Raw genomic sequence first — 16,458 nt, 5'->3', positions numbered from 1 at the left:
TCATGCGACGCAAAGCTTGAAGGGGAAGATCATGCGCAAACTCGGCGCCGCGTTGTTACTGGGGCTGCTCGCCAATCTGGCGCAGGCAGGTGAAATCAAGGTTAGCCAGCCTTGGGCCAAAGGCATTCTCGAATCCTCGCGCACCACCATGGCCTACATGGAGCTGTTCAGCGAGGAAGAAGCCGTGATCGTTGCGGCCAGCTCGCCATTGGCGAGCCAGGTGGAAATGCGCGACATGCAGATCACCTTTGATGGCGGCCCGATGCGCCCGGTGAAGGTCGACTCGATCACCCTGCCCGCCCGCAAACGGGTGCAGCTCACGCCGGTCAGCGAGCACTTCTTGCTGCAAGGCCTCAAGCAGGCGATCAAGGCCGGCGACAAGCTGCCGCTGATCCTCAGCGTGCGCATGAAGAACGGCGAGACGCGCGAGCTGAAGCTTGAAGTCGTCACGCGCGGGATGTAGCCGCAGCAGGCCACGCACCGCCTGTGCAAGACATCTGACCCTGCTCTGAGCAAGGCATACCGCGCGGCAGGGTGCTAGCATCCGCGCGCGTTTGTGTGCCCTGCTGGCTTGTGGTGTCGGCGGCCGGAAACGCATGCACATGGAACATGCCATGAATGCTCCCGCATCCGCATCCGCCCCCTCCGGGGCGCCCGGGCTGCGCCGCAGCCTCAAAACCCGTCACCTCACCATGATCGCCATCGGCGGCTCGATCGGCACCGGCCTCTTCGTGGCCTCCGGCGCCACCGTTGCCCAGGCCGGCCCCGGCGGTGCCCTGCTTGGCTACGCGCTGATCGGCCTGATGGTGTATTTCCTGATGACCAGCCTCGGCGAGATGGCCGCCTACATGCCCGTGGCCGGCTCCTTCGCCACCTATGGTGCGCGCTTCGTGGAGCCAGGCTTCGGTTTCGCGCTGGGCTGGAACTACTGGTACAACTGGGCCGTGACCATCGCGGTGGAACTCTCCGCCGCCAGCATCGTGATGAAGTACTGGTTCCCGGAGATACCGGGCGTGGTGTGGAGCGGCGTTTTCCTAGCCGTGATGTTTGCCCTCAACGCGATCTCGGTGAAGGGCTTCGGCGAAGGCGAGTACTGGTTCTCGCTGATCAAGGTGGTGACCGTGATCCTCTTCATCGGCATCGGTCTGGCGATGGTGTTCGGCATCTTGCACGGTGGTCAGCAACTGCCGCTGGAGAACTTCACCACCGGCGACGCGCCCTTCGCAGGCGGCATCACGGCCCTGATCGGGGTGGCGATGATTGCCGGCTTCTCCTTCCAGGGCACCGAGCTGATCGGCATCGCGGCGGGCGAGTCAGACGATCCCGGCAAGAGCATTCCGCGCGCGGTGCGCCAGGTGTTCTGGCGCATCCTGCTGTTCTACGTGCTGGCGATTGCGATCATCGGCCTCTTGATTCCCTACACCGATCCGAACCTGCTCAAGACCGACGTGACCGAGATCGGTGTGAGCCCCTTCACGCTGGTCTTCGAGCGCGCCGGCATCGCCTTTGCGGCCAGCGTGATGAACGCGGTGATCCTCACCGCCATCCTCTCGGCCGGCAACTCCGGCATGTACGCCTCCACCCGCATGCTCTATGCGCTGGCCCGCGAGGGCAAGGCGCCGGCGCTGTTCGCGCGCGTGAGCCGCAACGGCGTGCCGCTCAACGCGCTCTACGCCACCACGGCGGTCGGCGCGCTGTGCTTCCTGACCTCGATCTTCGGCGACCAGACGGTGTATCTGTGGCTGCTCAACACCTCGGGCATGACCGGCTTCATCGCCTGGCTCGGCATCGCCGTGTGCCACTTCCGCTTCCGCCGCGCCTGGCAGGCGCAGGGCCGCGATCTTGCGGAGCTGCCCTACCGCTCGGCCTTCTTCCCCTTCGGTCCGCTGTTCGCCTTCGGCCTGTGCCTGCTGATCGCGCTGGGGCAGAACTGGCAGGCCTTCAGCGCCGACAAGATCGACTGGATCGGGCTCGCCGCCACCTACATCGGCATCCCGCTCTTCCTCGTGATCTGGTTCGGCTATCGCTGGCGCCATGGCAGCCGCTTGATTGCGCTCAGCGCCATTGATCTCACCAGCGATGCTCAAGCTGCCGGCGCCAAGGATCAGCGCAGCAAGGTTGACGACGATGATGACGATTTCATCGGCGAAGCGGTGCCGGTGGGAGCAAGCTGAACGCCCTTAGCCCGGATGAAGGCAAAGCCGGAATCCGGGCTACGTGACTCTGGCGCTTACGGCTGCATCGCAAAACGCCCGCGCAACTCTGCCGCGCTCGCTTCCAGATGACGCAGGAATTCCTGCGCGATCGGGGACAGGCGCTTGCCACGCGGGTAGAGAATCCACCAGCTGCAACGCACCGGAAAACCTTCCACCGGCAGTACGACGAGCTGGTCGTCTTCCAGATGGGTGGAGAGTGAATGCTGCGACAGCACCGACAGGCCCAGCCCGCCAGACACGGCCTGCTTGATCGCTTCGTTGCTGCCCAGCTCCAGCCTGACCTTGGGGCTGAAGCCGGCGCTGCGGAAGTGGGCATCGCAGGAAGTGCGAGTGCCGGAGCCGCGTTCGCGCAGGATGAAGCGCTCGTTCGCCAGATCAGTGAGCGCCAGCTTGCGGCGCCTGGCCAGCGGGTGATTCAGCGGGGCGATCACCACCAGCGGGTTGGGCAGGAAGGGGTGGCGCTCGATGTCGATGTCCTCCGGCGGGATCGACATGATGTAGAGATCGTTGCGGTTGGCGCGCAGATTGGCGACCACGCCGTCACGGTTCTGCACCTCCAGCTCGATATCGATCTCGGGATAGCGCTGGCAGAAGCTGCCCAGAATGCGCGGCACGAAGTACTTGGCGGTGCTCACCACGGCCACCCGCAGGCGGCCGCGCGTGAGGCCCTTCATGGCGTCGACCTGCTGCTCGAAGCGCGCCCATTCCTCGACCATGGCGCGCGCGGTTTCGGCCAGCGCCTCGCCGGCGGGCGTGAGGTCCAGACGCTTGCCGACCATCTCGTAGAGCGGCAGGCCGACCGATTCGGTGAGCTCCTTGAGCTGCATGGAGACCGAAGGCTGGGTCACATGGCAGACCCGCGCGGCACCGGTGATGCTGCGCTGCTCGGCCACAGCAAGAAAGAGCTTCAACTGGCGGAAACTTGCATTCATCAGTAAATCCTTATTCCTGACATCAGGATAATAGATTTTTAATGATCCGCTCCAGCCGCTAGGATCAGCCCGTCTTCACCCTCAGGGCTGCGCCATGCAAAACCTCATCGACCCGGCGATCCTGTTCTTCGCCTTCGGCCTGCTGGCCGGCGCCGTACGCTCCAACCTCGAAATCCCGCCGCAGATTGCGCGCTTCCTGTCGCTCTACCTGCTGATGGCACTAGGCCTGAAAGGCGGCTTCGCGCTGGCGGCCTCCGGCCTCACCAGCGAAGTGGCGACCAGCCTGGCCTGCGCCGTAGCCCTGGCCTTCATCGTGCCGGCCTGTGGCTATCTGCTGCTCAGGCGCTATCTGCCGGGCTTCGATGCCGCCGCCATCGCGGCCACCTATGGCTCGGTGAGTGCGGTGAGCTTCATCACCGCCATCCAGTATCTCGAAACCAATGGCGTGGCCTATGGCGGCCACATGGCTGCCGCCATGGCGCTGATGGAGTCACCCGCCATCGTGATGGCCGTGCTTTTCGCCAACGCGCTGCGCCAGCGCGCAACGCCGATGGTGACGGTGGGAGGCGGGGCTGCGGCGCTCGGCGGCCCAGGTGAGTCGTTCTCACTGCGCAAGGTGCTGCACGAATCCTTCACCGATGGTGCGCAACTGCTGCTGCTCGGCGCGATGCTGGTCGGCCTGATCACCGGGGAAGCCGGCAAGCACGCCATGCAGCCGTTCTCGGGCGACCTGTTCAAGGGCATGCTGGCCTTCTTCCTGCTGGACATGGGCCTGCTCGCCGCGCGCAAGCTGCGCGAACTGAAGGACGTGCCGCGCGGGCTGATGCTCTACGCGCTGGCCGGGCCGCTGTGCCACGCCAGCCTGGCCCTGCTGCTGGCCCGCGTGGTGGGCCTTGGTGCAGGCGACACCACCCTGCTGATGGTGCTGGCCGGCAGCGCTTCCTACATCGCGGTGCCCGCCGTGCTGCGCTACGCGATTCCGGAAGCGCGCCCCTCGCTGTATCTGGGCATGTCGCTGGGGCTGACCTTCCCCTTCAACCTTCTGCTGGGCATTCCTCTCTACGCCGGCGTGGCACAACGTCTGGCGGGCAGTTGAGGAACTTCCCGCTCAGCCCACCCAGGCCTTGATGCGCTCGGCGATCTTGTGCAAAGGCTGCACTTCGCGCACACCACCACGCGCAATCGCTACCCGCGGCATGCCAAAGACCACGCAGGTCTCCTCGCTCTCGGCAATGGTGTGGGCGCCGCAGTCGAACATTTCCTTCATGCCCAGCGCACCGTCATCCCCCATGCCGGTCATGATCAGACCCAGGGCACGTAGCCCGGCAACCTTGGCCACCGAGCTGAAGAGGCAATCCACCGAGGGCCGGTGACGATTGATGACCGGGCCCTCCAACACTTCCACGATGTAGCCGCTGCCGCTCTTCTGCAGGCGCATCTGTTTGCCGGCCTCAGCCAGCAGCGCGAGACCCGGCTCGACACGCTGGCCGTGGCGGGCTTCACACAATTCGATCCGGATCTCCTGATTCAGGCGGTCGGCAAATTTCTTCGAGAAACCCAGCGGCATGTGTTGCACGATCACCATGCCGGGCAGATCGGTACCGAGTGCGCCAAGCACTGTTTCCAGCGCCTGGGTACCCCCCGTAGACGAGCCAATCGCGATCACCCGGCCATCAGCACTCAGCGTGCCCGGGCGTGCCGGCTTCACCAGCGGGGGGATCGGGCGCAGGGTGGTGGCGATCTGACGCAGACGGGCAAGATTCGTATGTGAGGCCGCGCGCACGGCCGCCACGAGGTTGTCACTCTCGTTCTCGAAGAAGGCACTGACGCCGGCCTTGGGCTTGCTGATCAGGCTCACTGCGCCCGCCCTCAGCGCCTCCACGCCGATCTGGGCACCATTGCCCACCAGCGAGGAGCAGATCACCACCGGTGTGGGCCGCTCAGCCATGATTTTCTTCAGGAAGCTGAGGCCATCCATGCGCGGCATCTGGATGTCCAGCACAATCACGTCCGGCCATTCCCTGGCCATCTTTTCCATGGCGTAGAGCGGATCCATGGCGGTATCCATGACCTCGACGCCGGGCTGGCCGCTAAGTGCCTGGCGGGCGGCCTCGCGCACCAGAACGGAGTCGTCGACGATCAGGACACGGATCGGCTTCGGCATGGCCGCTTCAGGCAGCGGCGTGAAGTGCTGGCAGCGCGCTCTGCGGCGGCGCGGCCGGTACCCGGATTTCGAAGCAACAGCCTTGGCCCGACCTGCTCTGCAGCTTGATTTCACCGCCCAGCGCGTGGATCGCCGCACGCACCGCATCCAGACCGACGCCGCGCCCGGAGTAGTGGCTGAGGCGTTCGGCGGTAGAGAAACCGGGGGCGAAAAGCTGGGCCAGCAGACTCACCTCGTCAGCCAACTGATCGGCTGCGAGCAGACCGCGTGCTTCAGCCGCCGCCCGCACACGGGCCAGATCCACACCGGCACCGTCGTCGCTGACCCGCAGCAAGACCCAGTCGGCCTGCGACTTGATGCTCACGCTGAGGCTGCCATGGGCGGGCTTGCCGGCAGCCTGGCGGACATCTGGCGCTTCGATGCCATGGTCGATGGCATTGCGCAGCAGATGCATCAGGACGTCACCGAGGGCATCGGCCACCGCCCGGTCCATCTCGACTTCACCGCCGGAAACGAGCAGATCGGCACGCTTGCCCAGCTCCAGGCTGGCATCGCGCACAAGGCGGTGAAAACGCCGGAACTGTTCGCCAAAGCGCGCCATGCGCAGGCCTTCGGCGAGCCGCCGAGCCTTCTCCAGGGCATGCTGCAAGGCCACCATTTCAACGGCCGAGACACGCGTGCCGCGCTGGGCAAGCTGGGCCAGCGAGCCCTGCATGCCCGCCAGCGAATTGACGAGCTGATCGAGGCGTTCGGCGGAGACGCGCAACTGGGCCGCCTCCCGTTGCAGCGCAGTCTTGATCTCGTCCTGCCGGCGCAGGGCAGCATCCACCACCTGCGGCGGCACAAAGCCTTCATCGACCAGGATGCGGCCAATCGGCCCGGAGCCCTCACCCCCGCGCTGGGCACGCAGACCGCTGGCCAGCTCATCCGGCGTCAGCGCGCCAACCCGCACCAGCATCTCGCCGGTCTGCAATTCGTCTTCAGGCAATGAATCGAGGCGATCCACCCAGTCATCGAGCTGACTCGCCGGCGGCTCGATCTGCAGCGTGCAGGCATCGCGCATGAAGGAGAACACGTCTTCGATGGCCTGCTTGTCGGCACCAGTGTCGAGCAGCACTTCAAAGCGCAGGTAACAGGCTTCGGGATCAAAGCCCTCGCTGGGCGGGATTTCGTCATCCACCACACGCAGGCTGTGGAGACGGCCCAGGGTTTCGAGGTGGCGCAGGAAGTTCAGTGGATCCAGCCCCTGACGCAGGGCTTCGAAGCCCGGCTGCAGGCTGATGTGCCAGCAATCTTCCTCGCTGCGCCGAGGCGTGGCATCCGAATGCGGCGCCACCTCCTCCAGCTCGTCACCCAGCCAGGGCACCAGCAGGCCAATCAGGCGGGCCCGGTCTTCCTCCGCGAAGGCCGGGCTGGCATCTGCGCCAAAGCTGGCATTGGTAACCAGATATCGCAGGTGATCGGAGCAAGCCAGCAGCAGCGTGATCAGCTCGCAGCCGGCCAGCAGCTCACCGCTGCGCAGGCGCTCCAGCACGCTCTCGGTCACGTGCGCAAACCACTCGACCTCGCCGAGCTGCACCACAGCGGCATTGCCCTTGATGGTGTGGGCGGCACGGAACAGCGCATCAAGTGCGGCATGGTCGGCCGGGTCACGTTCCAGCGCCAGCAACTGGCCTTCCAGCACGTCCAGCTGCTGGGTGCTGTCGGCCACGAAGAGGGCAAGGGTTTCGTCGATGCTGCCATCCATGCTGGCGGCCCTGGTTCCGGCTTCAGGCGGGTTCGCTCACGATGTAACTGGCGAGCACCCGATCCAGGCGGTAGAAGCTCAGCAATTCGCTAACGGCCGGACTAGGGTTCTCCAGCGCCAGCGGGGTACAGGCCCGCGCGGCTTCGCGGCGAATCGCCAGCAGCAACTGCATGCCGGCCGTGTCGATATGGCATACACCGGACAGGTCCAGCGCCAGCGCATCACCGCTGCGAGCCAGATCGATCAGGTGCGGCGTGATCGCACGTACCTGGTGGAGGGTCAGTTCTTCGGGTACGGCAACAGAGCTCATGGCATCGTTCTCCCTGGATGACGGTCCGTCTTTTGCACAGACGTGGCCAGTCTCATTACGGAACAGCCGCCGAAAACTTTCGCGCGCCTTGCCCTTTCGTGGCGCTACCCTTGTGGACGCTCACAAGCAGCGCAGCCGCAACACATAGTCAAAGCATGAATCCAGACACCAGCGACCGCTTCCGCGAAGCCCTCGGCCCCGCACTCGAACTCGACTGCGCCGGACACCTGCTGGCCGGCGGACGCAGCGACTACCAGAGCTGGGAGGTGTGGCAGACCGCCGCCTTCGGTCGCCTCTACCGGCTCGACGGCCGCTGCATGGCCAGCGAGGCGGACAGCTTCCTGTGCCATGAGCCCCTGGTGCACATCGCCGGTCTGGCCCATCCGGAACCGAGCCGGGCGCTGGTGCTGGGCGGCGGCGATGGCGCCTCGGCAGCCGAGCTGCTCAAGTACCCGCAGATGGACGAGGTGGTGCTGGCCGAGCTGGACCCGGCCACCGTGCGCCTGGCGCGCGACTTCCTGCCGACACTGCATGACGGCGCGCTGGACGACCCGCGCCTGCACATCACCTTCGGCGATGCAGCCACTTACGTTCAGCGCTGGCAACCCGCCGATGGCGCATTCGACCTGATCGTGTTCGACCTCACCGATCCGGACACCGCCGCCGCCCCCCTCTTCACGGCCGACTTCTTCCGCGCCTGCCGCCGCCTGCTCGGCCCCCACGGCGCGCTGAGCCTGCATCTGGGCTCGCCGCTGTGGCAGCGCGAACAAGCCGACACCCTGCTCGCCCGCCTACGCGAGGTCTTCGCGCTGGTCACGCCCTTCTTCCCGAGCATCCCGCTCTACGGCGGCCTGTGGAGCATGGCCGTAGCCTCCGATACGCTGGACCCGACCACCCTGCCCACCGCCACCTTGGCCACCCGCATCGAAGCCATGCCCGGCAACCTGCGCCTGATCAACGCGAGCCAGTATCATGCGCTGCTCGCCTGCCCGCCCTGGCTGGGCGCCTTCGAAGCCCCCTGAACCAATGCCCCGCACCATCCCGATCATTCCGCGCGCTGCCGCACTGAAAAGCCACGCCCCGCAGCTTGCCGCGCCGCCACCGCTGTCGCTCTACATCCACTACCCGTGGTGCGTGAGGAAATGCCCCTACTGCGATTTCAACTCGCACAACGTGAAAGAAACGGGCATTCCCGAGCAGGCCTATGTCGACGCCCTGCTGCGCGACCTCGAATCGAGCCTGCCGCGCGTATGGGGTCGCCGCGTGCACAGCATCTTCATCGGCGGCGGCACACCCAGCCTGCTCTCGCCAGAGGGGCTAGAACGCCTTCTCACCACCACCCGCACCCTGCTGCCGCTGGAGCCCGGCTGCGAGATCACCCTGGAAGCCAACCCGGGCACCGTCGATACAGCCCGTTTTGCGGCCTTCAGAGCGGCCGGCGTGACGCGGGTGAGCGTGGGCATCCAGAGCTTCAACGAAACGCACCTGAAGGCTCTGGGACGCATCCACGACCGTAGCCAGGCCATCCAGGCCCTCGAAGCGGCCGCCAGCCACTTCGACACCTGGAATGCGGACCTGATGTACGCCCTGCCGCAGCAGACGCTCGCCGAAGCCGAGGCCGACCTGGCCCAGGTGCTGAGTTTTGCGCCGCCGCACCTATCCTGCTACCACCTCACGCTGGAGCCCAATACCCTCTTCCACCGCGACCCGCCCAGCCTGCCGGACGATGAGACCTCGGCGGACATGCAGGAAATGATCGAGGCGAAACTGGCGGCGGCCGGCTACAGCCACTACGAAACCTCGGCCTTCGCCCAGCCCGGCCACAAGTGCCGCCACAACCTCAACTACTGGCGCTTCGGCGACTATCTCGGCATCGGCGCCGGCGCACACGGCAAGCTCTCGGACCACCTAGGCGTGCATCGCCAGATGCGTCACAAGCATCCGAACACTTACCTCGAACGCAGCGCGCAGGATGATTTCATCCAGGAGCAGCACACCGTGGAAGCCCACGAACTGCCCTTCGAATTCATGATGAATGCCCTGCGCCTCACCGAAGGCGTGCCGCGCAGCCTGTTTCAAGAACGCACCGGCCTGCCGCTGGACGCCATCGAGGACAAGCTCATCGGTGCCCGCCAGCGCGGCCTGCTGGAGATTACCGACAGCCTGATCCGCCCCACCGAACGCGGCCAGCGCTTCCTCAATGATTTGCTGGAGCACTTTCTGGCGCATTGACCTTGTAGGGACAACCTGTGCCCGCGAGAATGTAGGGCCGACTTCAGTCGGCCATTACGCTCCGCGTGCGACTGAAGTCGCACCTACAAGATCAACACCATGACCGATACCAACGAACCCTTGCACGAAGTCAGCACCCGCGATTACCAGCCCGCCGACGCACCCGCGCTGGCTGCGGTCTATCGCGCTGCCATCCTGGAAACCGGCCGCAACGCCTACAGCGCCGAGCAGTGCGCCGCCTGGGCCGCCACAGCCGACGACGCCAGCGCTTGGGCCGCCCGCCTGCAGGACAACTGGGTTCGCGTAGCCGTGGATGAAGAGGGCGAGATCGTCGGCTTCGGCGGCATCCTGATGCCCGGCCAGATCGACCTGCTGTTCACCACGCCGGAGGCCAATCGCCAAGGCGTGGGCAGCCTGATCCTCGAAGACCTGCTGGAACTGGCCGCCGCCATGGGCGCAAAGAAAGTCACCGCCATTGCCAGCGAACTCTCGAAACCCTTCTTCGAGAAGCACGGCTTCAAGCTGGTGGAGAGCGGCGAACACGAGCGCTGCGGTCAGAGCCTCACTTGCCACAAACTGGTGAGAGGCTGAAGACTGGGGAAATCGTAGGTGCGACGTAGGTGCGACTTCAGTCGCACAGCACTTGTGGCAAGCCGACTGAAGTCGGCCCTACAAACAAAGCCCACCCTACATTTCGATGCGCCGGATCAGCACTTCCGCCCAGGCCTCCGGCGCGTCGTAACGGCGCGCCTCCCAGCCCTTCTTCTCGCACACTGTATTCGGCTTGCCGTAAGCGTCGAGCCGACTACAGGCCTGGATATACACCCCAGCCTTGAAGAAGCAAGCACCGACAACACTAGCCGAGTCGAGCCTCGCTTCGATGTGTTTCTCCACTCCGCTGGCGAGATTGCGGTAATTCACCTGCACCGAGCCCTTATTCACCGCCAGCTCCACCTGCATGGGCTGGCCGAGGATATAGGCAGGATCCAGTTCTGCACGCTGCGCTGCGTCATTCCACAGCACTTCGATCCGCCCACTATCGCTGTATCCATTGGCTTTCGCGGGGCCGATGTATTTCAGCATCAGGTTGTCGTTTCGCGCATCGTGGATCTGGCCGATAGTGGCCTCGGGCTTGGCCGTGGTGGTGTGCAGCAGGACTTGCTCCAGCTTCAGGTGGCGCGTATCGCCCAGGCAATCCCAGGCGGCTGGGCGTCCTGATTCATCCAGCTCACGCAACTCGGCGCGTGCGTAGGCGGTACTGCCACTGGTACGCGCGCCACCGGCATTAGCCCGGAACAGGATGCCTTCGGCGGTTGGCGTGAACCAGGGCGGATTGCGGTAGCCAGCCGGACGGGAAATTTCATCGGCTTTGCCGTCACCGTCGGCATCCAGCGGCAGGGTGAGCTTCCAGTACCTCAGCTCGCTGGTTGTCAGCAGGGCTTGCTGTGCTGCAGCTGGACCGCAGATCGCAATCAGCATGCAGCACAAGGGGCGTTTCACTTGCGACGGGTCCAGAAATCCGTGCGCGGCCCCTTCGGGGTCGAGTATTCGTCGCGCAGCAGATCGGCATTCTCAACGCTCAGGCGGCTACGCGTGCTCCACTTGGTTGAAGCCAGGTAGAAGCCGATCTCTAGCACCTTGCCATCCCATTGCAGTTCCGGGATCTCGAAGTACTCATCGGCCTGCACATCGCGGGCATACACACACACCTCACGCCCCTTGGCACGAATTGAATAGCGCACATTGAGCGGAGCAATTTCCCAGTTGCCAGCCAGACGATTGTCGAATTTCTTGCCGGGCACGAAACAGGTGGGTTCGGGCAAAGGCGCAGCCTGTGCCGCAGCAAGGCAGGTCAAGGCAAGAAGAGCGAACAGGCGGTGGCGGATCATGGTCATCGAAGAAGGATTTTCAGGGCAGCCGCGATATTACCGCGCCGCGGCGACCTCAGCCGCACAGAACACTGCCAGCCACACGCTGCGTGGTGACGTGAAGGCCACCCGATGACGACAAGCGGCCGGAATCAGCAGGGAGTCGCCCATCACCAGCGCCACCTGCCGGCCATCCTCATACTCCAGCACGGCCTTGCCGGCCAACAGCAGCAGCCATTCGTCCTCAGCCTGCTCATACCAGAAGCCGGGCGGACTGACCTGACCATCCGACACGATGCGCTCAATGCGCAGGCCGGGGCGGGTCAGCAGGGTCTGGAAGTGCTCGACTTCGGTCGCAAGCGGCAACTCGTTCAACAAATTGGAAGGCATGGCACAGCCTTTTCACGCACAACATGGATGCACAGAAACGATTGCCTCACTTTGGCCTGCGGAAGCGCAACCAGCAACCCGAAATAACCAATCCAAGACCCATGACGGCGAGCGCTTGAGCTGCCATTTGAATGAGCGCTCCCGAGGCATCAGCGGGAACGACTCTTACGTAAGCATGCGGGGATGGGCTGGAAGAAAACCCGCGAGAAAGCCAGTCCACGAATTCAATCGGCATAAAATCGAAGCCCAGCAACAACAGCCCAGGCACCACAAGCAGCCAGCCCGTTCGTATCAGCCATCGCTCCATTCGCACGGCCAGACCTTCAGGCCTGCAGCTTGCCGATCAGCCCGTCGAGCTGGTCCAGGCTGGCGAACTCGATGGTGAGGCTGCCGGCGCCTTTCTTGTTGGCCTTGATCTTCACCACCGCGCCGAGCTTGTCGGCCAGCTCTTCTTCCAGCCGCGCCACATCGCGATCAGCGGCGGGCTTGGCCTTGAGGCTGTCGTCCTTGGGCTTGGTCTGGCTGTTCACCAGCTTCTCGGTTTCACGCACCGACAGGCGCTTGGCGACAACTTCGTTGGCGGTAAGGATCTGCTCGGCAGACGGCAGGGCGAGCAGGCTGCGGGCATGGCCCATTTCGATGTCACCGGCCATCAGCAGCTCCTGCACCGGCTTGGGCAGGTGCAGCAGACGCAGCAAGTTGCTGGTGGCCGGGCGCGAGCGGCCGACCGCATCGGCGGCCTGCTGGTGGGTCATGCCGAATTCGTCGATCAGGCGCTGAATGCCAGTGGCTTCTTCGAGCGGGTTGAGGTCTTCGCGCTGGATGTTTTCGATCAGCGACATGGCCAGCGCGGCTTCATCCGGAATCTCGCGGATGATCACCGGCACTTCGGTCAGCTCGGCGATCTGGGCTGCGCGCCAGCGGCGCTCACCGGCGATGATTTCGTGGCGGCCACCGGCGATCGGGCGCACGGTGATTGGCTGCATCAGGCCCTGAGCACGAATCGAGGCGGCCAGCTCTTCGAGCGAACCAGCATCCATGCGCGTGCGCGGCTGGTACTTGCCGGGCTGCAGGTCTTCAACGCGCAGGGTGGTGAGGTTGCCGGTGTCAGAAGGCAGCGCGTCGCCGCCGAGCAGGGCTTCCAGGCCGCGGCCGAGGCCTTTCATCTTGGGTTTCATGAGGAAATTCCGTTCAGATTGTCTTGATCCGCTCGATCATCTCGGCGGCAAATTGCAGATAGGCCTGCGAGCCCTTGGCGGCCCTGTCGAAGACCACACCGGGCATGCCATGGCTGGGCGCTTCGGCCAGACGCACATTGCGCGGGATGATGGCCTTGAAGACCTTGTCACCGAAGTGTTCCTCCAGCTGGGCCGACACCTGCTGACTGAGCGTGCTGCGGGTGTCGAACATCACGCGCAGCAAACCGATGATCTTCAGATCGCGGTTGAGCTTGGCATGCACCTGCTTGATGGTGTTCACGAGGTCCGAGAGGCCCTCCAGCGCGTAGTACTCGCACTGCATCGGGATGATCACGCCGTGAGCCCCGCAGAGGCCGTTCAGCGTGAGCATGGAGAGGCTGGGCGGGCAATCCACCAGCACGAAGTCGTATTCGCCATCCACGGCCGCTAAAGCGTCTTTAAGGCGCTTCTCGCGGTTATCCATGCCCACCAGTTCGATCTCGGCACCGGCCAGTTCGCGATTGGAGGCCAGCACGTCGTAGCCACCTGATTCGGAGCGCGCGCGAGCTTCCGCCACGCTGTGCTGGCCGATCAGCACCTGATACACCGTGGACGGCACGGTACGCTTGTCCACGCCCGAGCCCATCGTGGCATTGCCTTGCGGATCGAGATCCACCAGCAGCACGCGCTGGCCATGTGCCGCCAGCGCTGCCGAGAGATTGACGGTGGTGGTGGTCTTGCCAACGCCACCCTTCTGGTTTGCTACCGCGAAGATGCGAGCCATGGGATCAGGTCCGGGTAAGGAAGAGAAGATGTCGTTCTGCATCGACGCCGGGCACCTGCAGGCGGCGCGATTCGCGCAGCTGGATGCCGGGCGGCAGGGCATCGAGTTCGTCCTGAGGATACTGACCCTTCATTGCAATCCATTCGCCGCCGGGGGCGAGCAGATGGTCGGTCAGGCTGACGAAATCGTAGAGACTGGCAAAAGCGCGCGAGCTGATCGCCGGATACAGCTCGGCCGGCTTGAAATTCTCGACCCGCAGGTTGTGCACCGAGAGATTGGCGAGGCCCAGCTGAGCCTTGGCTTGCAGCAGGAAACTGGTTTTCTTGCCGACGGTTTCGACCAGCGCCACTTCGCAATCGGGCCGGCAGATCGCCAGCGGAATGCCCGGCAAACCGCCGCCGCTTCCGATATCGGCGACGCGCGTCACATGCGCCAGATGCGCCAGGATGGAGAGCGAATCGAGCAGGTGCAGATCGATCATCGCCGCTTCATCGCGGATCGCGGTGAGGTTGTAGACCTTGTTCCACTTCATCAGCAGCGCGCCGTAGGCGAGCAGTTGCTGCTGGGTGTCTTCATTCAGATTCAGGCCGAGCTTGTCGATGCCGGCAGCCAGACGCTTGGCCGTGCTCATGCGCCCTCTCCTTTGACGGCGCGCGCCGCGATTTCCAGCTTCTTCAGGTGAATCAGCAGCAGCGAGATCGCGGCCGGCGTGATGCCCTGAATGCGAGAAGCCTGACCCAGAGTCTCCGGCTTGTGAGTGCGCAGCTTCTGCTGCACTTCGTTGGAAAGGCCGCTCACCCCGCTGTAATCGAGATCCGGCGGCAGCACGGTGTTTTCCTGCCCGGCCGCACGCTGAACTTCTTCCTGCTGGCGCTCGATATAGCCCTGGTATTTTGCAGAAATTTCAATCTGTTCAATGACTTGCGTATCCGTTTCGGGATTTTCCGGGGCTACCGAAAGCGCCATCAGCGCGGCGTAAGTCATGTCCGGCCGGCGCAGCAGATCGAAGAAGCGGGTTTCGCGCTCCAGCGACTTGCCGAAGGTGGCTTCGGCCTCACCCTCTGCCAGCTTGTGCGGAATCGCCCAGGTCGCACGCAGACGCGCAGTCTCGCGCTCGATGGCTTCGCGCTTGGCGCTGAAGGCGGCCCAGCGACGCTCGTCGATCAGGCCGAGGGCGTGGCCTTGTTCAGTCAGACGCAGATCGGCGTTGTCTTCGCGCAGGCTCAAACGGAACTCGGCCCGCGAGGTGAACATGCGGTAAGGCTCGGTCACGCCGCGCGTGATCAGGTCATCCACCATCACACCGAGATAGCTCTCGCTGCGCGCCGGGCACCAGGCCGGCTTGCCCTGCGCCAGCAGCGCGGCATTCACACCCGCCAACAGGCCCTGCGCGGCAGCCTCTTCGTAACCGGTCGTGCCATTGATTTGGCCAGCAAAAAAGAGACCGGCGATGGACTTGGTCTCGAAGTTGGACTTCAGGTTGCGCGGATCAAAGTAGTCGTACTCGATGGCGTAGCCGGGACGCAGGATGTGCGCATTCTCCATGCCACGGATCGAGCGCACCAGCGCCAGCTGCACATCGAAAGGCAGCGAGGTGGAGATCCCGTTCGGATAGATCTCGTGGGAAGTCAGGCTTTCCGGCTCAAGGAAGATATTGTGGCTGTCCTTGTCCGCAAAGCGATGGATCTTGTCTTCGATGGAGGGGCAGTAACGCGGACCTACGCCCTCGATCACGCCGGTGTACATCGGCGAGCGATCCAGCCCGCCGCGGATGATCTCGTGCGTGCGGGCATTGGTCTGGGTCACCCAGCAAGGCATCTGCTTCGGGTGTTGAGCCGCGTTGCCGAGGAATGAAAACACCGGCAGCGGATCATCGCTGTGCTGCTCCTGCATCACCGAGAAATCGACGGTCTTGCCATCGATGCGCGGCGGCGTGCCGGTCTTCAGACGTCCTACCGGCAAGGCCAGTTCGCGCAGGCGATGGGAGAGCGAGATCGCGGGCGGATCCCCTGCCCGCCCACCGGAATAGTTTTCCAGGCCAACGTGGATCTTGCCATTCAGGAAGGTGCCGGCCGTCAATACTACGGTCGGCGCCTCGAAGCGCAGGCCGATGGCCGTAACCACGCCAGTAACGCGTTCTCCAGCCACCGTGATGTCATCCACGGCCTGCTGGAACAAGGTCAGGTTCGGCTGGTTTTCGAGGCGGCGACGGATCGCGGCCTTGTACAGGATGCGGTCGGCCTGAGCGCGCGTGGCACGCACCGCCGGGCCCTTGGACGCATTCAGGATGCGAAACTGGATGCCACCTTCGTCCGTGGCTTCGGCCATGGCGCCGCCCAGCGCATCCACTTCCTTGACCAGATGGCCCTTGCCGATGCCGCCGATGGAAGGGTTGCAGCTCATCTGACCGAGGGTCTCGATGTTGTGCGTCAGCAAAAGCGTCTTGCTACCGGAACGGGCGGCCGCCAGCGCAGCCTCGGTGCCGGCATGGCCACCACCCACCACAATCACATCGAAACGTTCGGGATACAGCATTGGTTCAAATCCACAAAAGGGCTCGCAATGATACGCCGCAGGGGTTTTAGGGCCTAGTGGATAGGTCTGTGGAAAAGCTGTGTGTTGCGCTGTATAAGCGCG

Annotated in this window: 17 protein-coding genes; 6 read left to right on the top strand and 11 right to left on the bottom strand. The window is 64.3% G+C overall.

The window, feature by feature from the left end; all coding sequences use genetic code 11:
* The first annotated feature begins 31 nt into the window (after positions 1 to 31).
* Together HJ583_RS11670 and HJ583_RS11665 are read left to right on the top strand one after the other, a co-directional pair.
* Positions 32 to 463, top strand: a complete 432-nt coding sequence (locus HJ583_RS11670; protein ID WP_170022098.1) for a copper chaperone PCu(A)C — start codon at positions 32 to 34, stop codon at positions 461 to 463.
* 151 nt (positions 464 to 614) lie between these two features.
* Positions 615 to 2,174 (top strand): amino acid permease, encoded by a 1,560-nt coding sequence (locus tag HJ583_RS11665; protein ID WP_217423399.1) that lies wholly within the window; start codon positions 615 to 617, stop codon positions 2,172 to 2,174.
* 56 nt (positions 2,175 to 2,230) lie between these two features.
* Here the strand turns inward: HJ583_RS11665 and HJ583_RS11660 are convergent, their stop codons facing one another.
* Entirely contained in the window at positions 2,231 to 3,148 is a 918-nt protein-coding gene (locus tag HJ583_RS11660; RefSeq protein ID WP_170022096.1) for a LysR family transcriptional regulator, read from the bottom strand.
* 94 nt (positions 3,149 to 3,242) lie between these two features.
* Here HJ583_RS11660 and HJ583_RS11655 point away from each other — a divergent pair, with 94 nt between their 5' ends.
* Positions 3,243 to 4,244 carry a sodium-dependent bicarbonate transport family permease gene (locus tag HJ583_RS11655; protein WP_170022095.1) on the top strand — a complete coding sequence of 334 codons (1,002 nt, stop codon included), beginning with the start codon at positions 3,243 to 3,245 and terminating at the stop codon, positions 4,242 to 4,244.
* A gap of 12 nt (positions 4,245 to 4,256) precedes the next feature.
* Here HJ583_RS11655 and HJ583_RS11650 read toward each other — a convergent pair whose 3' ends face one another.
* Genes HJ583_RS11650 through HJ583_RS11640 form a run of 3 tightly spaced genes read right to left on the bottom strand, consistent with a single transcriptional unit; the run spans position 4,257 to position 7,435 of the window.
* Positions 4,257 to 5,312, bottom strand: coding sequence for a protein-glutamate methylesterase/protein-glutamine glutaminase (locus HJ583_RS11650; protein WP_170022094.1), 1,056 nt, complete (start codon positions 5,310 to 5,312; stop codon positions 4,257 to 4,259).
* Positions 5,313 to 5,319: 7 nt separating this feature from the next.
* Positions 5,320 to 7,059, bottom strand: a complete 1,740-nt coding sequence (locus HJ583_RS11645; protein ID WP_170022093.1) for a chemotaxis protein CheA — start codon at positions 7,057 to 7,059, stop codon at positions 5,320 to 5,322.
* Between the two features lie 22 nt (positions 7,060 to 7,081).
* Complete coding sequence (locus HJ583_RS11640; protein ID WP_328824907.1) at positions 7,082 to 7,435, bottom strand: STAS domain-containing protein; 354 nt, start codon at positions 7,433 to 7,435, stop codon at positions 7,082 to 7,084.
* An 89-nt stretch (positions 7,436 to 7,524) separates the two neighbouring features.
* Between HJ583_RS11640 and HJ583_RS11635 the strand changes: the two genes are divergently transcribed.
* From HJ583_RS11635 to HJ583_RS11625, 3 genes are all read left to right on the top strand, one after another.
* Positions 7,525 to 8,391: a spermine/spermidine synthase domain-containing protein gene (locus HJ583_RS11635; protein ID WP_170022092.1), complete on the top strand. Its 867-nt coding sequence runs from the start codon at positions 7,525 to 7,527 to the stop codon at positions 8,389 to 8,391.
* Positions 8,392 to 8,395: 4 nt separating this feature from the next.
* Positions 8,396 to 9,601 (top strand): radical SAM family heme chaperone HemW, encoded by a 1,206-nt coding sequence (gene hemW / locus HJ583_RS11630; RefSeq protein ID WP_170022091.1) that lies wholly within the window; start codon positions 8,396 to 8,398, stop codon positions 9,599 to 9,601.
* A 99-nt stretch (positions 9,602 to 9,700) separates the two neighbouring features.
* Positions 9,701 to 10,192: a GNAT family N-acetyltransferase gene (locus HJ583_RS11625; protein WP_170022090.1), complete on the top strand. Its 492-nt coding sequence runs from the start codon at positions 9,701 to 9,703 to the stop codon at positions 10,190 to 10,192.
* Positions 10,193 to 10,288: 96 nt separating this feature from the next.
* Here HJ583_RS11625 and HJ583_RS11620 read toward each other — a convergent pair whose 3' ends face one another.
* The 7 genes from HJ583_RS11620 to mnmG all read right to left on the bottom strand — a co-directional run bounded on the left by HJ583_RS11620 (position 10,289) and on the right by mnmG (position 16,356).
* Complete coding sequence (locus HJ583_RS11620) at positions 10,289 to 11,101, bottom strand: polysaccharide lyase family 7 protein (protein ID WP_170022089.1); 813 nt, start codon at positions 11,099 to 11,101, stop codon at positions 10,289 to 10,291.
* Complete coding sequence (locus HJ583_RS11615) at positions 11,098 to 11,496, bottom strand: hypothetical protein (protein ID WP_170022088.1); 399 nt, start codon at positions 11,494 to 11,496, stop codon at positions 11,098 to 11,100. The genes HJ583_RS11620 and HJ583_RS11615 overlap by 4 nt, the downstream gene beginning before the upstream one ends.
* Before the next feature lie 30 nt (positions 11,497 to 11,526).
* Positions 11,527 to 11,859, bottom strand: a complete 333-nt coding sequence (locus HJ583_RS11610; RefSeq protein ID WP_170022087.1) for a cupin domain-containing protein — start codon at positions 11,857 to 11,859, stop codon at positions 11,527 to 11,529.
* A 323-nt stretch (positions 11,860 to 12,182) separates the two neighbouring features.
* Positions 12,183 to 13,037 (bottom strand): ParB/RepB/Spo0J family partition protein, encoded by an 855-nt coding sequence (locus HJ583_RS11605; protein WP_101940517.1) that lies wholly within the window; start codon positions 13,035 to 13,037, stop codon positions 12,183 to 12,185.
* Between the two features lie 13 nt (positions 13,038 to 13,050).
* Positions 13,051 to 13,821, bottom strand: a complete 771-nt coding sequence (locus tag HJ583_RS11600) for a ParA family protein (protein WP_170022086.1) — start codon at positions 13,819 to 13,821, stop codon at positions 13,051 to 13,053.
* Between the two features lie 4 nt (positions 13,822 to 13,825).
* Positions 13,826 to 14,452 carry a 16S rRNA (guanine(527)-N(7))-methyltransferase RsmG gene (gene rsmG, locus HJ583_RS11595; RefSeq protein WP_170022085.1) on the bottom strand — a complete coding sequence of 209 codons (627 nt, stop codon included), beginning with the start codon at positions 14,450 to 14,452 and terminating at the stop codon, positions 13,826 to 13,828.
* On the bottom strand, positions 14,449 to 16,356 hold the full coding sequence (gene mnmG, locus HJ583_RS11590) for a tRNA uridine-5-carboxymethylaminomethyl(34) synthesis enzyme MnmG (protein ID WP_170022084.1): 1,908 nt from the start codon (positions 16,354 to 16,356) through the stop codon (positions 14,449 to 14,451). The genes rsmG and mnmG overlap by 4 nt, the downstream gene beginning before the upstream one ends.
* Positions 16,357 to 16,458: the final 102 nt, after the last annotated feature.

It is taken from the genome of Uliginosibacterium aquaticum (genome assembly GCF_012972705.2).
Lineage (GTDB): Bacteria > Pseudomonadota > Gammaproteobacteria > Burkholderiales > Rhodocyclaceae > Uliginosibacterium > Uliginosibacterium aquaticum.
The sequence above is the reverse complement of the archived record's forward strand: the minus strand, read 5'-3'. Positions and strand labels throughout refer to the sequence as shown.